Annotated in this window: 13 protein-coding genes; 3 read left to right on the top strand and 10 right to left on the bottom strand. The window is 51.9% G+C overall.

Annotated features, from left to right (window positions below; all coding sequences use genetic code 11):
* Positions 1-185: 185 nt before the first annotated feature.
* Positions 186-1,655 carry a LysM peptidoglycan-binding domain-containing protein gene (locus V3O24_RS17225; protein ID WP_331308164.1) on the top strand — a complete coding sequence of 490 codons (1,470 nt, stop codon included), beginning with the start codon at positions 186-188 and terminating at the stop codon, positions 1,653-1,655.
* A gap of 78 nt (positions 1,656-1,733) precedes the next feature.
* Here V3O24_RS17225 and V3O24_RS17220 read toward each other — a convergent pair whose 3' ends face one another.
* Positions 1,734-2,321, bottom strand: coding sequence for a DUF2780 domain-containing protein (locus V3O24_RS17220; protein ID WP_331308163.1), 588 nt, complete (start codon positions 2,319-2,321; stop codon positions 1,734-1,736).
* Positions 2,322-2,675: 354 nt separating this feature from the next.
* Here V3O24_RS17220 and V3O24_RS17215 point away from each other — a divergent pair, with 354 nt between their 5' ends.
* Positions 2,676-3,209: a hypothetical protein gene (locus V3O24_RS17215; protein ID WP_331308162.1), complete on the top strand. Its 534-nt coding sequence runs from the start codon at positions 2,676-2,678 to the stop codon at positions 3,207-3,209.
* A 54-nt stretch (positions 3,210-3,263) separates the two neighbouring features.
* Here the strand turns inward: V3O24_RS17215 and V3O24_RS17210 are convergent, their stop codons facing one another.
* Entirely contained in the window at positions 3,264-4,073 is an 810-nt protein-coding gene (locus V3O24_RS17210; protein WP_331308161.1) for a transglutaminase family protein, read from the bottom strand.
* A 426-nt stretch (positions 4,074-4,499) separates the two neighbouring features.
* Between V3O24_RS17210 and V3O24_RS17205 the strand changes: the two genes are divergently transcribed.
* Positions 4,500-7,736, top strand: a complete 3,237-nt coding sequence (locus tag V3O24_RS17205; protein WP_331308160.1) for a glycoside hydrolase family 15 protein — start codon at positions 4,500-4,502, stop codon at positions 7,734-7,736.
* A gap of 48 nt (positions 7,737-7,784) precedes the next feature.
* On the opposite strand, the gene V3O24_RS17200 is transcribed toward V3O24_RS17205, so the two are convergent.
* The 8 genes from V3O24_RS17200 to oadA all read right to left on the bottom strand — a co-directional run bounded on the left by V3O24_RS17200 (position 7,785) and on the right by oadA (position 19,861).
* Entirely contained in the window at positions 7,785-8,888 is a 1,104-nt protein-coding gene (locus V3O24_RS17200; protein ID WP_331308159.1) for a tryptophan 7-halogenase, read from the bottom strand.
* On the bottom strand, positions 8,869-9,285 hold the full coding sequence (locus V3O24_RS17195) for a hypothetical protein (protein ID WP_104422621.1): 417 nt from the start codon (positions 9,283-9,285) through the stop codon (positions 8,869-8,871). Before V3O24_RS17195 ends, V3O24_RS17200 begins: the two co-directional genes overlap by 20 nt.
* A gap of 18 nt (positions 9,286-9,303) precedes the next feature.
* Positions 9,304-11,601: a LodA/GoxA family CTQ-dependent oxidase gene (locus V3O24_RS17190; RefSeq protein WP_331308158.1), complete on the bottom strand. Its 2,298-nt coding sequence runs from the start codon at positions 11,599-11,601 to the stop codon at positions 9,304-9,306.
* 17 nt (positions 11,602-11,618) lie between these two features.
* Complete coding sequence (locus V3O24_RS17185; protein ID WP_331308157.1) at positions 11,619-13,718, bottom strand: tyrosinase family protein; 2,100 nt, start codon at positions 13,716-13,718, stop codon at positions 11,619-11,621.
* A 65-nt stretch (positions 13,719-13,783) separates the two neighbouring features.
* On the bottom strand, positions 13,784-15,526 hold the full coding sequence (locus V3O24_RS17180) for a multicopper oxidase domain-containing protein (RefSeq protein ID WP_104422624.1): 1,743 nt from the start codon (positions 15,524-15,526) through the stop codon (positions 13,784-13,786).
* Positions 15,527-16,119: 593 nt separating this feature from the next.
* Entirely contained in the window at positions 16,120-16,875 is a 756-nt protein-coding gene (locus V3O24_RS17175; RefSeq protein WP_104422625.1) for a peptidase, read from the bottom strand.
* A 146-nt stretch (positions 16,876-17,021) separates the two neighbouring features.
* Positions 17,022-18,035, bottom strand: coding sequence for an L-threonylcarbamoyladenylate synthase (locus tag V3O24_RS17170; protein WP_331308156.1), 1,014 nt, complete (start codon positions 18,033-18,035; stop codon positions 17,022-17,024).
* Positions 18,032-19,861: a sodium-extruding oxaloacetate decarboxylase subunit alpha gene (gene oadA / locus V3O24_RS17165; RefSeq protein ID WP_331308155.1), complete on the bottom strand. Its 1,830-nt coding sequence runs from the start codon at positions 19,859-19,861 to the stop codon at positions 18,032-18,034. Before oadA ends, V3O24_RS17170 begins: the two co-directional genes overlap by 4 nt.
* Positions 19,862-19,875 lie beyond the last annotated feature (14 nt).

Genomic DNA, 19,875 nt, shown 5'->3' with positions numbered 1-19,875 from the left:
TATAATGATAGCATTCTAATAATAAACTTTATTCTTAAAAGGCTTAGATGATGAGCGTTAACTTTAACAGGTCGGGTAAATTTTTATCACTATTGACCTTTTTAATCGTAACAGGCTGCTCTACAACGTCAAAAGACTCTTTTAACGATAGGCCGCCAGATACCTCGGAAACCGATAACAGCTATGTGAGGCATTCCCTCCATCCGTTCGGCAAACAAAAATACACGGTACCGGCCAAGTATAAGAACACGGTTTGGGAACGGTTAATATCATTATATTCTCTGCCCCAGATTGAAAATGAACGGATCGACCGCGAGTTAAACTGGTATTTGCGGCATCCTGCGTATCTTGCCAGAGTTCAGCAACGGGCGGAACCTTATTTGCATCTGATACTCGATGAGATAGAAGCCAAAAATATCCCCGGCGAGCTGGCTTTGCTGCCTATCGTTGAAAGCGCCTTCCTGCCGGAAGCCTATTCAAAAAGCGACGCGTCGGGACTTTGGCAATTCATACCGGCTACCGGCCGTCTGTACGGTCTCCAGCAAAACGCTTGGTACGACGGTCGCCGCGACGTTTACGCCTCAACTAGAGCGGCGACGGCTTTTCTCAAACATTTGGGCGAGACTTTCGATGGCGACTGGCATCTTGCTCTGGCATCCTATAATTACGGCAAAGGTAATGTAAGAAAGGCTATCGAAAAGAATGAAGATCTCAAGCGGGCGACTGATTACTGGTCGTTGGACCTGCCGAAGGAAACGGCGGACTATGTGCCGCGGTTGCTGGCCATAGCGCGAATATTTGCGAATGCCGACAAATACAACGTTAATTTGCAACACATCCCCAACAAGCCTTACTGCGAGCTTGTCGATGTCAAATCCCAATTGGATTTAAACAAAGCCGCGGAGCTGGCTAATACGCCGCTGAACGAGTTTTTAAAATTAAATCCCGGTTTTAACCACTCGAGCACCGCACCGCAAGGGCCGCATCATTTGTTGATCCCGGTCGCCAAGGCGCAAACATTCAAGCAAAACCTGGCTCAGTTGCCTTATGACCAACGGGTCGATCAAAATCGTTACCATGCTGAGGCGGCGGCGCAAATCCGCCATGATCAAGTTCAGGCTATCCCAAGCTTGCATAAGGTTAAGGCGGGGGAAAGCTTGGTATCGATCGCCGACAGGAACAATACGACCCCCCAATCGATTCGTCAGGCCAACCATTTAGCGGGCAATTCCATCCATTCCGGCATGCTTTTAAAAATGCCGACGCCGCAAAATTCGGCGCAGCACGTCGCCACAACGGCTAAAAACAATTCCGTCGGCGCACAGGTCTATGTCGTAAAAAAAGGCGATACGTTCTGGAATGTTGCGCAGAAATTTTCGGTTAGCGTTAACGACATTCAAAGTTGGAACAAAATTTCTCCAAAATCGTCACTGGTTTTAGGCCAGAAGATCATTATCAAGGCTGCGCATCAACAGGCTCAAGCCTCATCGGCGGGAATCCGCACGATTAATTACACGGTTAAGCCGGGCGAAACCTTGGCGCAAATTTCGCGTAAATTCAACGTCTCAATTACGGATTTGCGCAAATGGAATCCGTCAGGCGTATACAATTCGCTGACTCCCGGAAAAGTATTGAAAGTAATTATTGACGCTTGATTTGCGCTGACTGCGTAATGCTTAAATCTTGAGTTTTTATACCTTCCCCTCGCTGAGAAGGCCGGTTGCGTCTATGCCTTAACGCCCGACTAATGCAGCGTTTAAAGTATCCACTAAAGCGCTATTGCCACGGGCTTTGACATATTCAATCACCACCGGAATAAATTGTTGCACCATCGCAGGCGACATGCCCTGCTGCTGAAAAGCGGAAACCAGTGAAATCAAACTCCCCGCCGTTCCGCCCGAAGCTCCCGCTAGAGAAGATAAACGCCCCGCCAAACCACCTTGCTGCGCTAGAGCGGGTACGGCCGCCCCCAACATGCCTTGCATGCCCGGAACCGATTGTTCCAACTGGGCGAATGAATCTGCCTGCATCTTGCTTTTAGCGATCTGAAACAAAGCGCCAGCGCCCCCTTGAGCCTGGGCCGCCGTCACGCCTGTTCGCTGCATCAATAATTCGGTCAAACTGCCGGCTTGCACAGCCTGAGCCGCATTCACGGCCTGTTGGCTCTGCTGCAATGCTTGGCCGGTATTATTGGCATGACCATTGATGTCATTATTGACGGCATTGAGCACATCTTTCCAGCCTGCGGCGCCGGCATCGTTGACCGACGCCATAGAAAAAACCAGTGATGCGGATAACGATAGCATTATTTTTTGCTGCATGTTTTTTCCTCTGCTTGAGTTTAAGCACTGTTTGAAAAGCCGATAATATCGAATAAAACATAGACTGTAATTAAGAAATCTACACTGAAAAGATTGCGGCGGCTTCAGTCGCCATGCCGCAAGCCTTACGGGGTGGGTATCCTGCGCTAAAAATCCAAATTTGCCGTCGAATAAAAGCTCAATTACACTAGCCGACAGGGAGAATAAGAATTAGACAAATGGGCGTGGGCCGGTAAATTCGGCACAAAGAACACGCGGCTACTGCTGGATTTTGCATCTCAATTCAGTCTACCTGTTCGCGTATCTGACATTTTTCATAAGGTGTGCATTAGCACTATCCATAAGGAGAATACCATGGCACAAGAAAAAGATTACTTAAAAGACCCGTTCGGCAATGCCGTTTCCGACATTGTCAAAGGCATTGACCGCGATGTGGAGCGGGGGGAAGACGTCTTGATGTTGGGATTAGGCATCGTCATGTTGTCTTCCACTTTTGCACCGGTAGCGCCGCCGACGGTTCTTTTGCCGCTGGTCGCTCTTACTTTCGCTGTTTCTGCGGGTTTTGCCCGGATCAATTATCACAACATGGAGCGGAAACTCCTGCAATCAATGGCGCAGCTTGACGGCCATGACAAAATCATCCTGCACCCGATTGCGGCTGTTTTTGCCGAGTATCCGATGCATTCTTTAGCCGAGTCCTTCAATCCTTTAAAGAATCTGAAGCGGACCTGGAAGAGTGCGCTGGGTGGCATTTTGATTAATCCGCTATGGATGCCGATTTTCTATGTAATGGGCATGCAGATCAATGAAGAAAAAAATCTCGGTGTTTTGAATCGGGCTATCATCGGCGTTGAGCAAAAAATGGCGTCTTTATCTTCCGTTGTTTAGTTTGTGACGGTTTATTCAAAGCCAAGCCTCGGTTAATGCAGCAAACTTTTTGTTTTACCGGGGCTTGTCTAGCAAATTAACCTGGACATCCATATTATTCAAAATACAGCCCTGGCCGAATTGGTGGAATATCGAAACATCAGCCGCATCGCGCCCATAAGCAATAATCACCCTGCCGCCGCGCAAATCGTTTTGGGTCGGATCAAACGAGTACCAGCGGCCGCCGATATAGGCTTCAAACCAGGCGTGCAAATCCATCGGTTCAAGCCGATACAAATAACCCACCACCAGACGCGCCGGTATGCTGATGCTGCGGCATAAGGTTATCGCCAGCTGCGCAAGGTCTCTGCATACCCCATAGCCCCGGTTATGAACCTCGACTGCCGATAGCGGATAGTCGCTGGAGCCGGGAATGTACTGTATGGTATTGCGAACCCAGTCCGTGATTTTGCCGGCCTGATCGTAACCCGGCGGCGCATCGGCGGTTATCTCTCTGGCAAGATTGCCAAACCGGTCCGATTCGCAGTAGCGGCTCGGCAACAGATAAGGCAAAACGCGGTCTGGGAGATTCTGGATTTCAACAAAATAGGCACCGGGCGCACTATCGATATATTCCCCCGTGATGACTTCAAAAGAGGTTTGGACGCTAAATTCTCCGGGCGGAGCGACCAGGCGTTGACAGAAGTTGCCATAGTTGTCTTTACTCTCGGTGATCTGTACGCAAGGCTCAACGATATAACGGGAGCTTGTAATCTTTTGTTGTGCGCCGTTCAATGGGCGCAGCATTAAAATCAGGGCTGTCGGGGCCTCTATCTGGAAACGAAGATCGCAGCTTACTCTCAACTTCATATTAATTTGTCGCATCAAAACCCCATGTTGGGCATCCATTTACTCAATACAAAGCAATAACCGAACCAATATGCCGCGTCGAGCCGCGCAAGGCGCTATTGCGAACCTGTCGATAACATGCGCGAGTGATTTCAGTGCAAAAAACAGGATTTCGCCCAAATTGGTGCAAATCATCACGAAGATGTTTGCCGCATTTTCGCGTTAAGCGTTATTTTCCACAAGTAAACGGTAACAGCATGATGTCGTTTGCGCCCGCAACTGGCGTAATCGCTTTTTGAACGCAGCGTGCGTCCGAGTAGTCGTCAAAAAGGACGCGAAATAGCGTAAACTATGGCGCATTAATTGCTCGTCATTATGTAACCTAGAGGTTTATAGCGGTGGCTCGATACGATAGGGCGGCTAGCTTAAAGCCTATTTCCAAAATCACGCTATTCACTGAACATGAAATCGAGTCAACACGATAAACTGGACGCTTATTTTCAACAGGTACAGGACATCATTCTGAGCCGCCAGGATTGGGTGAGCGGCTTGTTGCCGGCCAGTACCGCCGTCAATGTGCACGGCAATTATACCGATGCCTGGGTCAGGGATAATGTCTACAGTATTCTGGCGGCATGGGGACTGGCGCTTGCTTACCGGCGCGACGAAGACAGCCTCGTTGAAAAAAGCGGGCGCGCTTATCTGCTTGAGCAAAGCGTCGTCAAGCTGATGCGCGGGCTGCTGACGGCGATGATGCGCCAGGCGGCCAAAGTCGAGAAATTCAAGCACACGCAGAACCCGCTCGATGCCTTACATGCCAAGTACGATACAAAAACGGGCGACGTGGTCGTGGGCGATCATGAATGGGGGCATTTGCAACTGGACGCCACGTCTTTGTTTTTACTGATGCTGGCGCAGATGACGGCATCCGGCTTACGCATCGTATTTACCATCGATGAAGTCAATTTTGTGCAAAATCTGGTTCACTACATCAGTCGAACCTATCGCACACCGGACTACGGTATCTGGGAGCGCGGCCACAAAACCAACCACGGCATTGCCGAATTAAACGCGAGTTCAATCGGCATGGCGAAAGCCGCGTTGGAAGCGCTGTCCGGTTTTAATCTATTCGGCAAGGACGGCGGGCAGGCATCTGTCGTGCATGTGATCAGCGACGACATCGCCCGGACGCGCATTACCCTCGAATCGCTGTTACCCAGAGAGTCGATTTCTAAAGAGACCGACTCAGCGGTGCTCAGCATCACCGGATTTCCGGCTTTCGCGATTGATAATCAAATTCTCAGGGCAAAAACGGAAGCGATTATTTGCGAAAAGCTGGAAGGACGATACGGCTGCAAACGCTTCTTGTTAGACGGCCACCAAACAGCGATAGAAGATAGTCATCGCCTCTATTACGATCCGCATGAACTGAAGCAATTCATGGACATTGAATGCGAATGGCCGCTGTTTTTCACCTATTTACTGCTCAACAACTTATTCACAGGCGGTAGCGAAGCCGCCTTGCGCTATCGCGCTAAATTGGAAAGCCTGCTGGTTGAACAAAATGGCAGGCAATTATTGCCGGAACTTTATATCGTCCCAAAAGAGTTAATTGCAGCGGAAAAAGCCAATCCACACAGTCAGGAACGGGTACCGAACGAAAATGTGCCCCTGGTTTGGGCGCAAAGCCTGTTCATACTGGGCTGTCTTATTCAGGATGGTTTGCTCGGCATTGACGACATCGACCCTTTGGGACGGCACAAAATTGTTAAGCAGGCTCAGGATTGCAAGCTGCAAATCCAGTTGCTCGCCCAGGACGAAGCCGTACAAAACAGCTTGATGAATTTAGGCATTCAAACGCAAACACTCGCCGAAATAGCGCCTATCCAGATAAGGGAAGCCTCAGAACTGGCCGAGGCATACACCCATGTAGGCCGGAACGACCGTATGGGCTTAACCGGCAGGCCGTTGAGACAGTTGCGGACCATGGCGACCTCCAAAATGTATGTGCTGTCCGGTGAGCGTCTGCTGTTTTTACCGCAGTGCCTCAGTCAGAAAGGTTTTTATCTGGCGATGGACAACCGCTTGGTCATACAGCGCTTGCGCCTGGAACTGGCATATGTTCATAGACATTGGGACAGGCCGGGCAATCCCCTGGTTGTTATGACGATAAAACATAATATGTTGGACAGCCATAACCGCGAGGTTCTGATTGAATTCATCAAAGAACTGCAGCAAGGCTCCACCTTGGGTATTCCCCTGCAACTCGGAACGCTTTTGGAGTTTGCGGCAACATCGAGTTATGAAAAAATTGATTACCTGCATGATTTTCAATTCTCCAAAGCTTCCTGGAAGGACGCTGAACGGCCCTTTTTTCGAATATTGCCGATAGATACCGCTCCGCCGGGGCCGCTGGATACGCAAATATTGACGGCATGGGACATCAGCGCCGACGGAATACTGATCGAGCAACTGAAAACCAACGCCAATCTTTACGCGCAACTTGAAGTCTTAAGCTTACTGAGTCTTCGTCACGGCCTGGATTACGACACAGGATTATCGGCGATGGACGGCGCTGCCGGCCTTGTGCGCGACTTGCTGGAAGAAATCTATGCGCGGGCAGGGGACCAACACGCCTGGTACATCGTCAGGCGCTGTGCCGGATTATTGGGTAAATACGATATAAACCTGGAACAGGCGGCCACCGAGATACTGGTGCGTCAACATGCGCTGACACTAGGCCGCGCCTACAGCGGAAGGGCGACTTTGAACCGTCCGGCCGATTCGTCTGAAATCTTGCAAACCATTCGCGCCTACAATAATAACGATGCCAGCGAACATATCATTATTCAGGAGTTGGTCATTTATTTGGGCATGTTAATCAAATCCAACCCGGAATTGTTCACCGATATGCATACAATACGCGTCGGTCATATCATGCAGTTGATTATCATCAGGCAAAAGCGCGAATCCGGCGGCAGCACGATAGATCAGGCTTTTAACGAAATTCTTGCTTTACCGCCTTACCGGTTATTCGAGAAACTAAAGGAAACGCTAAAAGACTATAGCAAGACCGAAGATCAATTGGGTTTAGCCGAAACGCTGCACTACGAAGGCGATTCTCGAGAGTTGAGCCGTGCGCGGTTTTCAAACAGCATGGAGCTGAAAGGCCGTATAGGAACGGACTGGTATCATTGGCGCGAACAGCAAGGCAGCGTCGGCAGGGAAAATGATGCGTTTTTCGCCAATGTCTGGGACATCCTGCATCATTGCAACGGCTTGGTGATAGGCGACAAACTTAACAGTAAAAACCGGCTGGATAGCGAGAATACCCTGGCGCAGATGACGGCGGGCGAGCAAAGTTTCAAGCTATACGTCAATCATGTGCTTAACAAGATTCAAGCCCCGGTCTATCGCCAGTTGACGGTAGAGGCGCTAAAAGCAATGGCGTCTATTTTCCGGGAAAATGCATCCTTATACATAGACGACACCTTATTAACAGACATTATTATCGGTCATGCAGTAAAAATCGGCTGGCTGCAATCCCACCCTGAAACCAAAGAAACTTACGACAATCACGTATCGTTCGCGTGGCAGGCGTTTTACCGGCTGCCACCGCACCATGTCGCCAACTGCATCCTTGATGCTTTAATATATCTGCTTAACAAGGAACCGCAGTTGGAGTCTGTGGAATCCTGACCGTACAAACTATAGTGTACGGTCAGGTTGTAATTATCCGTCCACTTTTCAATGACGGCGGTTCCAAAAAGGCGCATCAGGCCAGCGTTGTTCCTGGCGATAATACTCATGCCGCGTCGTCAGGTAAGCATCGAATTCGCGATTCATCAGCGCGTAATACCGGGCAATGCCGGTTTCGTCATTGCGCAGAAAGTAATCGGCGATGGCGTAGGAAGCAAATAAGCCCGACCTTATCGCCTTGATGATCCCTTGTGAAGATAAGGGATCGAAGCTTGAAATCGCATCCCCTATCCCTAGAATGCCAAACGGATAAGCGGAACCGAAATTGCGGGAAGCGGCGGACCAAAATGCAGGCGGAGCCAGCGGCCGGCATGAAGCGATCAAAGGCTGTATATGACGGGTTTCGGCTAAACATGCCATCCAGGCAGGCAATTGAGAGACACGCAACTGGCGTGCAATATCCGCATCGGTCATCAACATGGCGACTCTGCGGCTGCCTGGAATCGCAGCGCTATACCACCAACCGTCGCGGAACGATTCGATCACGGCGGCATCGGCTCCGGGCGCATCCGGTACAGATTGCCGCTCAAAAAAAACCGCGCAGGCCACCAACTTGTCGATTTTGACCGAAGGGATTTTTAATAAGCGCGGCAGCAATGCGCTACGCCCGCTGGCGTCGATAACAAAACGCGCGGCAAACTTGCCTGCGGCACCGCAATCGATACGCCAGCCCTGTGCGCAAGGGCTCAACGAACGCACGGTCGCGGTTAGCGGTTTGGCGCCAAGGCGAGTGGCTTCGTCGGCCAGCATGCGGTCGAAACGGTCGCGATCAAGCCGCCAACCGGTGTTATGTACATAGAGAAAGAATTCGTTACCGATCAGTTCCTGCCCGCCCCAAGCGCTCAAAGTATGAAAAGAAGGGCAGTGGTCCGCCTGAATAAAAGCGGGTCCTAAACCTAGATGATCGAGAAAAGGTTTGATAGGCGGAGGGACAGACTCGCCGACGCGGAACGGCCTATCGCGTCCCGCATCGGCGAGGCAGACGCGCAGGTGCGGGGCGATTTGGCTCAGCGAAATCGCCGCCGCAGCACCCGCAGGTCCTGCTCCAACTATAAAAACATCGACGCCGGCGTCAATCAAATTTGACCGCATAGAAAGAGGCCACGACACCGGCGGGCGACACCGTGCCCGGCTCGCTACCGGAATGCGGGATGGTGCGAATCACCGAGCCTACCATCGCAGGCCGCTGCTGCACGCCATTCGGCCAATGAGGAACAAGGTAGCCTTGGTAATCATAGATCCATTGCTCGCCTCCGACGACGCCGACCCCTTGGAAGCGGGCATGCATCGGCGAGCCGTAATCCCTAGAACCTTTTAACGCCAATGACCAGCCCGGCCCGCCGATAACGCCGGTCAGTATTTGCATAGGGCCTTCGTTAATTTCTATGACGCCTTGACCGAACTCCAGGTCATTGAACGCCAGTTTCAAATCAGGGTCGTTTAATAAGCTGCGATAGCTCCATTTGCCAACGAACGGATTGTCAATCATGATGATATTCCTTTTAGGTTAAGTGTTTTTGTTAGGGTTGAGTGGATCTTGGAAAAACAAGTATTCGCTTCCTTCGCGTTCGATGCTGTAAAAACGGGCGTCTTCCGGGCCGGTTGACGGCACTTTATCGCTATCGGGTTGATAAGGGTTTTTGATAATGAAGCCCAACTTCCACCAATCGCTGACCATTTTTAAATCGCCCGCGTTGGTCTGCTGAATGCCCCGGCTCCAGGTGGTCCAGGTGACCGTCGGCTGGCCATTGTCGAAACCGGTCAATTCATTGGATTGCAGCGGTCTATGGGCCGGCCACCAGAGCGTGTCCCAAACCTTTTCCTCTCGCGCCATCTGTACGTTGTTTCCGCTGGCCGGGGAAATGTTATTCCAGTCGGCGTAGGTGATATTGATCGATTGGGTGGTGCATTCGTTAAAATCCGCCTGCCAGGGAACGCCTGAATATTTGGTCAAGTCGCCCGGTTGCAGGCCGGCGGCGAAGTCGTTGTCCTGGCTCAACGGTTCATCGATGTTGAAGTTCATTTCATTGATGACATGCGTGGATTGACGGACAGAGTTGGCTTGGGCCGCGGACTGCAAAAAATCGGACAGGCTGCGGTCCGCCTTGATCCGGTAGGGCGTCCAAAAAATAGCCGGATTGCGCATCACCCAAGACAGTTCGCCGCCTGGGCAAAATGCGCCGCCCAAGACATTGCTGAGTATGCCGCGGTCTAATCCGTTCCCTGTCTCCGGTAACGTTGAAGAATAAGGAAAGTACACCGGATAAGTTGCCGGATCGATCCAGCCTTCTTCCATTTCGTTGATGAAGTAACCTTCGGCCCATTGCTTCAGAATAAACAGCTGGTAATCGGTCAGTCTTAAAAACTTGGTCACCACTTCATTGGTCAACGGATTGTCGCCGCATAACAGCGGCATCAACGGCAGATTATGCACCCGGCTGCCGACTTTATCCTCGACCCTGAACTCGTTATCTTCCCCGCTACGGCGCATTAAATCGAAGATGAAGGTGCGCATCGGCCCGTAAGGATCGCATTCCTTATGATTGGGCTTAGGACGCGTTCCGGTATAGGCTTCACCCAAAGAGGCGTCGCGAGAAATATAGGCCGCCGCCTCCGGGGCAAGTTTTTTATCAGCCTTGTTTTTATCGCATTTAGGCGTCATGCCCAGCTTATTGGGATCGAAAGTGCCGCGGTTTTCCTGGTCGTGCGGAAAATTAGACTGGGCCAACACGTCGCAAAGGTACAAAAACTCGTTAGGCCTGAATAAAATCGGCCAGATGTCCCGGTAAAACCACGGCTTATAGGCTTTGTTCCAGGTAAGACGGCTATCCAGCCACTGGCTTAGCGCGGTCTGGTCGTGAAGGGGTATGGTTTCCGGGTTGTCGAAGCTGCCTATCCGACCGTAAATGCGCGTATCGGCGGCGAAATTGCGCAACGACAAATCGTATTGCACGTCGTCCATGGTCACCATGTCGAGAATTTGCGGCACGAAGCGCGGATAGCCTACGACGACCCAGGCCGGGTATTCCACATCGATGTAGCGTATTTGCTCAACCTGTTCGGAATACATCACTAATCTGGCCATGACCGGCCCGTCGGAAATATCGTCGTACCAGCCGTCATTGTTGGAAAAGTCGGTGATATGCGGCTCTCCCGGCCCGGATTTCTCGCTGCCGGAGTTGCCTAAACCGCCCAGCACCAAAAGCCTGCCGGTGTCGTCGGTCAGTATCTCGCCCAGCGTGTCTATATCGTTCGGCTGTAAACCTTTAGGGGGGAAAGTCGCCGCATAAACGCCGTTACCGGAACGGTCGAAACTCGCCCTGCGCAAATTGGTGCCGTTCACGCTGCGCGGACCCGGATCGATAATCAAACGGTCGCGGTTTTGCTCCGCAGCGTTACGGCGCGGGTGATCGGCGGTATAACCGTGTTCGCCGGAACGGGTATTGAACTCGTACCAGGAGGCTTTTTTATTGGCCAGATAAACCCGCCATTGAATGTCGACCAGGGTGCCGCGGTTGCCGCCGCCTTCAACGTGATCGCCGAGTTTCAACGGACGGCCTTCCGGGCTCGCTTCGTCAAAGGCGAAAACCTGGAAACGGGCGGCTTGGCGTTTTATGCGCCCGTTTTCGTCCTTGAATTTTTTCACGAATACCGGGCCGGAAAGATCCGCAGATAAAACCGGATTACCGGCCTCATCGCACGCAATCGGCATTCCGGCGGGTGTTTCAGGCGCAATGTAAAATTCGGTTTCACTGTTGCCTAAGCGAGCGATACCGATGCCGGGATATATTTTATAAATAGCCACTAGATGATCTCCTGCAATCAATCGAGAAAGTTCAACGATACGCCTTCCAGTTTGAGAAGGTCGGTATCTTCCGCATAGTCGGCGCCGATTACCACGAGCGTAATCTGCAACTCGCTGACGTTGCTTGCGAGCAGTTTTTTGGCGCACTCCGTGACGTCGATCCGATGATTGCGCGGTGCATTGTGGCTGCGTGTTCTATGGTCGTGATCGCGCGCCCTGGGCGGCGGCGTGTCGCAGTGGCCGGGGCCGCCATAACAGGCGCCGTGGCCGAAGATGGACAGGTAGCCCGCATAATGCGGATTGCCGTCCAATTGCGTTTGCGCATCGGCTCCCGGCTGGTTGAGAAACGCGCGGACGAAACAGGAACGCGATAATTGCGGCACCCAGTGCAAGCGGATCTCCGCTTTACGGAAGCCTTGAGTCACTTCATTTATCGGTATCGGCTGGGAAATAATGCGCCCAACCGCAGCATCAAGCCCGACCGGAATGAAATAAGAGCAGCGCATGTATTCATAGCCGAAGCGCGCCGTATCCAGCATGTCTTGAACGGTGTAATTCCAGGGCGATAAAATGGCGTCCAAATCGGTCGGTATGCTGCTCGGGTTAAGCCGTTGCCATTCCGACCAGATACGGTCTACATTGACGTGAATCGGCCAGAAAACCGGGTCGTATGATGCGGTCAGGTTGCTGAACATGTCGCCGTATTGCGGCTGAGAGTACAAATCGGAACGGCTGTGTAACGCGCGTCCGCCGACCCGAACCATTGAGTTGCGCTTTTCGCCCAGCAAGGCTTTTGCAGGGCGGGAAGAACTTGCAAGTTTATGCGCATCATAGGACGCGCCCTCGCCATAATCCGGGTTCATGCCTCCGGTCCAGATATGCATGGTGTTGTGCGGGTTCTGGTCGAGAAAGCCGAAGGCGCTGTCGTAAATGCTGCCGCCGCCGAAGTCCCTGAAATTGTTCAGACTCATAATCTGGCGAATATCTTCTGCGGAAGGGTAGTGATAGTGAATCGCTTGGTTGATGGTCTCGCCGCCGTATTCCGCGGGATAACGCAACGGATAGAAGAACGGATTGGAAGCGAGTAAAGCATCGATCATTCTTTGCCGGTTTTCGTTCTGCGGATCAGGCGTCAGGTACTGGTAACCGATAACGTTGTAAACATAACGGAAGAACAGGCTTTGCGAAGTAAAGCGCTGCCTGTGCTTGGCCATGTGCAGGAAAGCCAGTTTTTGCTCTTCGGATGGCGCGGGTTTGAGTTCGGCTATCAGTTTTTCCGCCTGAGCCACCGTCAAAAACGCTTGAAAAGACTTGGGGATAATCCAGCCTTTCTGGGCGCATTCCGGCCGATATTGCGGCATCACCCAATCCCAATAAGGCAGCATGATGTCAGGGTCGTAATCTTGCAGGTCTTGCTCGAATTCGTAAAGGTAAGCCCTGTGCCAAGGCAGGAAGCGTTCCCAGCCATGCTGGCAGTGGTTTTGATGGTACAGCGCCTGATTGTTATAGCTGCGCACATCTTCAGGCCATTTATTGAGCTTATACAGATGGCGAAAGGCATCGCCCAAACGTTTGAGTTCAGGTTCGGTCATGCAATCAAGGTTGACGCGCTGTTTTAATTCTCCGGGCCGGCTGGGGCTCCGAGTCCCTGCAACCGCCACATTCAGTTCGGCAATTTCCCGTACCGATAATCCCGACGGCAGGGCTTCTGCCTGTATGCTGAGTTCTATCGTACTGGCGTGGTCATCAGCCGGGCAGCCGTCGTCGATCCAATCGCTGATATATTCAATGTCCTCCGGCGATACCGCTATCCCGCCCCAAGGCAAACGGGGAAATTGCGAACCGTCGAATGGCGATTCCCCTTTTAATCCGCGTATCAACGCCGATGCGGCGCCCCGATGGCAGTCGCTTTGATCGGCCTTGTGGCCGCAACAGCTGGAAGCGGGTTTCGGTGCGATCAGGCCTATATCGTAAATAACGGCTTTTTTCAGTTGCTCAGCGCCGCGATCCCAAAATCGCCCTATCCCGCCATAGTCCGCCTGGCTGTCTTTAGCGGCTTCATTCAATATTTCTCTTACGCGTTCATAGCGCGTAACGTTGACTTGTTGTTCTGACATATAAAATCCTCTCAATAGTACCGGCTGAGAACGTTAAATCGCAGCCGGTACTGATGGAACGTAGCTTAATGATGATGGGGGAGACGCGTGCCGTCGGCGGTATCTACCACTTCTTCGATCTCCATCATGCCCAGGTCTTCATGGTCGAGAATGTGGCAATGCATGACGAATTGGCCGATGAAGTCCGTGTATTGGGTATAAACGTTGGTGACTGCCGGGCCTTGCACCAGTAACGTGTCTTTCCAGACCAGTTCGGGATTGCCGTCCGGCCCGGTTCTGGACCATTGGAACGGATTGACATGGATATGAAAGACATGCGGCAAAGGAGGAATCGGATTAGCTACGCCGGTCGGATCGCCCACTGTTGTCAGCGACCACATATCGGTCGCGTTGAGCGACAGCTGCCTTATATTGCCGGGACTGAAAGCACGGTAGTTGACCTGGAAATAGTTCCGGTTAGGATCTGTTAAGCCTTGGCCGAGTTTGTACACGACTTCTTGCACGCCGTTGGCTGTTTTGCTCAGGTCTGTATTGCCGAACGGCGCTAGATGAGCCATTTCCTCGCTGGTCGGTAAGGCCATGTCTTCGGTTTCCTCTGTCACCCGGAGTATGGCCAGTAAGTTTTCAGGTTCATCCGCTTGGCGCAATGATTTGGCTGATGATGTCGATTGATCGATAATCGGGTAGTCGCCCGGCTTTGTGCTTGCCTTGATCAGTACATCGCTACGATAGCCGGGCTCCAGGTCGATGGGGGTTCCTGCTTCCCAGGTGTCGATACGTCCCAAATAGTTGCCGTCCAAGGCAATCTCATGCAGATCGTGGTCTTTGACCGCAAACTGAATGGATTCACGGAAAGCGGTGTCGACCAAGCGCCAACGCTGTACTTCGCCGCGCTTCATGGTGATGATGGGGACAAGCTGCCCGTTGATGGTAATGCGGCGTTTTGAACAGGGCCAGGTTCCATAGTTGCCTGAGGCCTTACTGCAATCTTTCGGATTAGGCTTGGAAGGGCCGGGGAACAGTGTTGTAATCCTGTCGAGCTTTCCTTCTTCGTTATACAGAATGGTTTGCAGCATAAAAATCTTTTCGCGGGCATTGGCCGCCAACAAGGACTTGGGCGTGGTTGCGGGATTGTCAGCGACGATAATTGCACCGCTCATGCCGCTGCCTACCTGAATCGAAGTGGAACCGTGGGCGTGGGCGTGATACCAATAAGAACCGATAGGGTGAGTCGAGGGCACTTTAACTTCATAACCGAACTTGTTTTGCGGCTCGATGGCTATCAGCACATTGTCGCTGTTACCGGTCGGCGAAACGTGCATGCCGTGATAATGTAAATTGGTGGTATTAAATGAAGCGGGTGTCGTGGCGAGATAAGCGTGCTGGTTCTCTTGCTCGAATTGTCTTCGAATTTGATCAGGCGTTTCCTTGGGTAACTGGTTATCCAGTTTCAGGTTTATGGTATCGCCTTGTTTGATGCGTAACGTCGGTCCCACCAATTGCCCATTGTAAGTGCGTAAAGTCAACGGACACCCTCCCAGCGAAGTGGTGCGCGGATCGGTGTACTTTACCGACATATCGGTATTCAAGCTGCCGTTGACCGAGACGATTTCCGGCGGATTTTGGAACGGTTTGTTGCCGTATTGAGCAGGATCGATGTTCTTGTATGCGCAAGCGCTATCGTTGGCCGCATTGACCGATGGCGTAAACAGCGCCAGCAATAGAGCTCCCAGTAGCAGCGGCAGCGGCGATGCATGTCCCTCTGAAGGATCAGGCAATTGTTGAAGATTATGTGTCGTTAGTTTCATATTCCGTCCCTTCGTTATTATTAATTAGAAATTGATTTGGGATGACAGCTATGGCCTACGTGTTTTTACGCAGTGTCGGCTCAGAGCATATAGAAAGAAACCGGCGCTGTATGTCGGTTATAGCTTAATGTTTGATAGTCGCAGGCTTACAGCTAAAGCATAAGGAATACAGGCGCTTATAAATCTATGTAAATCAACGGTTAAACGATTTTTTTTAGGCGGGAGTTACCTGTATTGATTTGAAAATAATGCAAAGAAGTCATTGATTTTCTTTATATCGGCTAGATCCAGCGCTTATCCGGTCTTTGCCGGAAAGATTCTAACGGTGAGTTTTTTCCCGTTTCTTGGTAATGCGATGCCGGAGAAGAGGTTTTGCTTGAGACAAACGGCTCCAATTACAGTTTTTTGGCTGTTGGGAATGCTTAATTGAGAGTGGAAGGCTTGAGGCGCCGTTGTAATTATTCAACAGCGTTATCGAGGGAACGGCTTGAAGCGCCGCTCCTCAAAGAATGAAAGAATGCAAATATTCAAATCTTATCTGTATTCCACTGTATTTTGACAGGGCGGCGCAGATACGCGTTTCTTTTTCCAATTTACAAATCGACCCGCATGGCTTTCGATGCCTGTTTATTGAGGCCGGGCAGTGCAGCTATCGCTTCCCGAAGCTTGTTTTCCCAGCTGCGCCGAAGTTGCAGCAGATAATCGTCATCGTCATCAAAGCAATAATACTCATCAAAACTGAAACTGTTTTTGCGGTACATGAGCATTTCTACCGGTGGCCCGACACTGGCGTTGCTGCGGATCGTCGAGTCCATTGACACCAGACAGCAGCGCGCGGCTTCGTCTATGGGCGTACCCAGCTTAAGGAACCGGTCCAGTATCGGTTTGCCGTATTTACTTTCACCGATTTGTAAAAACGGCGTGTTGGCTGAACTGGTTATGCTGTTGCCTTCGGCATACACCATAAAAGCGCCGTGCGGCTCATCGCCGATTTGGCCGGCTAAAATAAAACTGGCCGACGGGTTAAACGCCGATTGTCCTTCGGGGTTGATATGCTGCTTTTGTTTTTCGACGCTGACATGACCCAGGTAGGCCGCCGCCTCGGACAAGCACTCGACATTATTGAGATTGACGCCGGCATTCTTGATCTTATCGCGGTGCAGCTGCTCCAAAACGGCTTGAGTGGTGGCAAGATTACCGGCGCACAGTAAAACAATCTTGCGGTCATCGTTGGTTTTAAAGGCATGCATTTTGCCGTGGGTACTGACGTTATCAATACCGGCGTTGGTTCTTGAGTCGGAAACCAGAATAAGTCCTTCGTCGATAGAAGCGGCAATACAATAAGTCATAAAAACATTCGGTTTGTTGTGTTTAAAGATACTTTTAAGCCATTATCCAACAAAGCAACGCCAACGTCTACGCCAGTTAAAACAGGTCTGGCGGTCTTTAATCAAGTGGAAGCTCCGCATGCAAGAACCAGAGGTACTCATCGTGGTTAGAGAGCGGCAGCCTTGCCTAGCCTGTCATTAATTGCTCGCCATGCTTCCGTTTGCGGAGGTTGTTCTATCAGAATGATATCGAGTTGCAAGTTATCCAACTCTCGTAGCGCCGTATAAAAGCTTTGCGCATAGCTAGCGGCTTGTTCGGGTAAGCGCAAAATACGGACTTGACCGGTTTCAGCTATGTCCAGCCGATAGTTCAAAACACCAATTTTCTTGCCTGCGGCAGTTAAATGCTGAATCCTGTCCGGCAGCAATTCCGCCCGGCATCGCATGGCCGGTGTGGCTGGCGCATAATGTACCGCCATCATGCCCGGCGCACGGATTTCTTCCGATATTTCCGGGGCCGGTGCGGCTGGCGTTGACGGCGTTAACAGCTCAATCTGCAAAACGGCTTCAATTTGCTGTTGGGTGATATGTCCCGGCCTGAGCAATCTCGGCTTGCCGCCGCTTAAATCGATAATCGTCGATTCAACGCCGACCCGGCAAGCGCCGCCGTCCAGAATCATATCAACCGCATCGGCCAGTTCTTCGCTGACATGTAGCGCTTGAGTCGGACTGATCCGGCAAAAGCGATTGGCCGATGGTGCAGCGATCCCGCCGCCAAAGCTTTTTAACAAGGCCAGCGCAACGAGATGATCGGGCATGCGCAGACCGACCGTTTGCTGGCCTCCGGTAACCGTCGGAGATACTCCGGCTTTTTTGTTCAAGATCATTGCCAACGGGCCCGGCCAGAACCGATGCGCCAGCTTTAATGCGGCTTCAGGCACGGTGGCGGCCCAATCGCCAAGACTGTCAATATCGGCGATATGCACAATCAACGGATGATCTGTCGGTCGTCCTTTGGCTTTAAATATAGCCGCGACGGCTTCAGGATTGCCTGCATCCGCGCCAAGGCCGTAAACCGTCTCGGTCGGGAACGCGACCAGACGGCCTCGTCTTAATAAGTCAGCCGCATGATTAATCGCGTCAGCATCGGCAATAACGGGCTTGATGCTATTTTTACTCATGAACAGGGTATTATCTCAATCAGCACTTCCTCGGGGTTAGCCGGTTCGCCTTTAACCACATGCACGGCTTTAACGGTTCCGGCTATCGGTGCAGTCACTTCCGTTTCCATTTTCATCGCTTCGGTGATTAAAACGGCTTGCCCCGCAACCACTTGCTGACCGACTTTGACCAACACTTCGAGAATGTTGCACGGCATATTTACCGCCACATCGCCTTCCGCCGAAGGCTTGGCGCGCTTACTGGAAATCGCGCTTTTAACCGCGCCCTGTGTGCCGCCGTCCAGGACTATTTCGTCCAATGTTTCAACGACAATCTCCTCTGGAACGCCGTCCACCATGAAATAAAAATGCCGTAAAGTCTGGTTTTTCGGGCCGGCGCCGGTGACTTTGACGTGATAAGACTCGCCGTGCAGCGCCACATTAAACTCGGTAGGCGCTTTTTTAACACCGTCTATCGCTTTCGCCTCGATCTCCAGCGGCTCAGGCACTAAAGCGCTATTCGAGCGCTGTTCTAAAAACAGCCGACCCACTTCAGGAAACATCGCATAGCTCAGCACGTCTTCATCATTAAGCGCCAGCTCGCCGATTTCCTGGCGCAGACTATTAAACTCCGGCTTGAGCAAATCGGCAGGGCGGCAGTCGATGACGTCTTCGTTGCCGATCGCGCGATTTTGCAAGTCGCGGTCAACGGCTGCCGGGGCCTTGCCGTAACCGCCTTGCAGATAACGCTTCACCTCATTGGTAATGGTCTCGTAACGTTTGCCGGTCAGCACATTCAGTACGGCTTGGGTGCCGACGATTTGCGAGGTGGGCGTGACCAAAGGCGGATAGCCGAGGTCTTTGCGCACCAGCGGGATTTCTTTATACACCTCGCCGATGCGATCCAGGGCATTGCGTTCTTTCAGTTGATTGGCCAGATTGGAAATCATGCCGCCGGGCACCTGAAACACATGCACCTGGGTGTCGATGCCGGTGAATTCGCTCTCGTAACGATGATATTTTTTCCTGACCCCGGCAAAATAACGGTTTACGTTTTGTAGTTTATCCAGATCCAGGCCGGTGTCGTAATCCGTACCGCGCAACGCCGCGACCAGGCTTTCGGTCGGCGGATGGCTGGTGCCGCCCGACCACGACGAAATAGCCGTATCGATATGCCGACAGCCGGCTTCGATGGCTTTGAGCTGGCACATTTCCGCCAGTCCCGAAGTTGCATGGCAATGCAGATGCAGCGGCAAATCTATCTCGTCTTTAAGCGCCTTGACCAGTTCGCCTGCCGCATACGGCGTCAGCAACCCGGCCATGTCTTTAATCGCAATCGAATCGCAGCCGAGCTCCGCCAAGCCTTTGCCCAACGCGACAAAACCGGCCACGTCATGCACCGGGCTGGTGGTGTAGCAAATCGTGCCTTGCGCATGTTTACCGGCGGTTTTGGCGGCTTCTATCGCGGTTTTAAGGTTGCGGATGTCGTTAAGCGCGTCGAAAATCCTGAACACATCCATGCCGTTTTCGGCGGCTTTGGCAATAAACGCCCGCACCACGTCGTCCGAATAATGCCGGTAGCCGAGCAGGTTTTGCCCGCGCACCAGCATTTGCAGCCGAGTTTTAGGCAGGGCCGCTTTCAGTTTAGTTAAGCGCTCCCAGGGATCTTCTTTCAGGAAGCGCAAGCAGGCGTCGAACGTCGCGCCGCCCCAGCATTCCAGGGACCAATAGCCGATCTCGTCGAGCATCGCGCAGGCAGGCAGCATGTCTTCGGTGCGCAATCGGGTAGCGATTAAAGATTGGTGCGCGTCGCGAAGAATAACGTCGGTAATATGAACTTTTTGCATCTGTTTTTCCTTGA

The sequence above is a fragment of the Methylobacter sp. Wu8 genome (assembly GCF_036440755.1).
GTDB lineage: Bacteria > Pseudomonadota > Gammaproteobacteria > Methylococcales > Methylomonadaceae > Methylobacter_A > Methylobacter_A tundripaludum_A.
Note: the sequence above shows the minus strand (reverse complement) of the source record. Positions and strands in the feature narration are given on the sequence as shown.

Bases quoted from the DNA above. Each gene is read 5' to 3' on its own strand.
- V3O24_RS17205 (WP_331308160.1), top strand. From the start codon at position 4,500: ATGAAATCGAGTCAACACGATAAACTGGACGCTTATTTTCAACAGGTA.
- V3O24_RS17210 (WP_331308161.1), bottom strand. From the start codon at position 4,073: ATGCGACAAATTAATATGAAGTTGAGAGTAAGCTGCGATCTTCGTTTC.
- V3O24_RS17180 (WP_104422624.1), bottom strand. From the start codon at position 15,526: ATGAAACTAACGACACATAATCTTCAACAATTGCCTGATCCTTCAGAG.
- V3O24_RS17215 (WP_331308162.1), top strand. From the start codon at position 2,676: ATGGCACAAGAAAAAGATTACTTAAAAGACCCGTTCGGCAATGCCGTT.
- V3O24_RS17185 (WP_331308157.1), bottom strand. From the start codon at position 13,718: ATGTCAGAACAACAAGTCAACGTTACGCGCTATGAACGCGTAAGAGAA.
- oadA (WP_331308155.1), bottom strand. From the start codon at position 19,861: ATGCAAAAAGTTCATATTACCGACGTTATTCTTCGCGACGCGCACCAA.
- V3O24_RS17170 (WP_331308156.1), bottom strand. From the start codon at position 18,035: ATGAGTAAAAATAGCATCAAGCCCGTTATTGCCGATGCTGACGCGATT.
- V3O24_RS17200 (WP_331308159.1), bottom strand. From the start codon at position 8,888: ATGCGGTCAAATTTGATTGACGCCGGCGTCGATGTTTTTATAGTTGGA.
- V3O24_RS17195 (WP_104422621.1), bottom strand. From the start codon at position 9,285: ATGATTGACAATCCGTTCGTTGGCAAATGGAGCTATCGCAGCTTATTA.
- V3O24_RS17175 (WP_104422625.1), bottom strand. From the start codon at position 16,875: ATGACTTATTGTATTGCCGCTTCTATCGACGAAGGACTTATTCTGGTT.
- V3O24_RS17220 (WP_331308163.1), bottom strand. From the start codon at position 2,321: ATGCAGCAAAAAATAATGCTATCGTTATCCGCATCACTGGTTTTTTCT.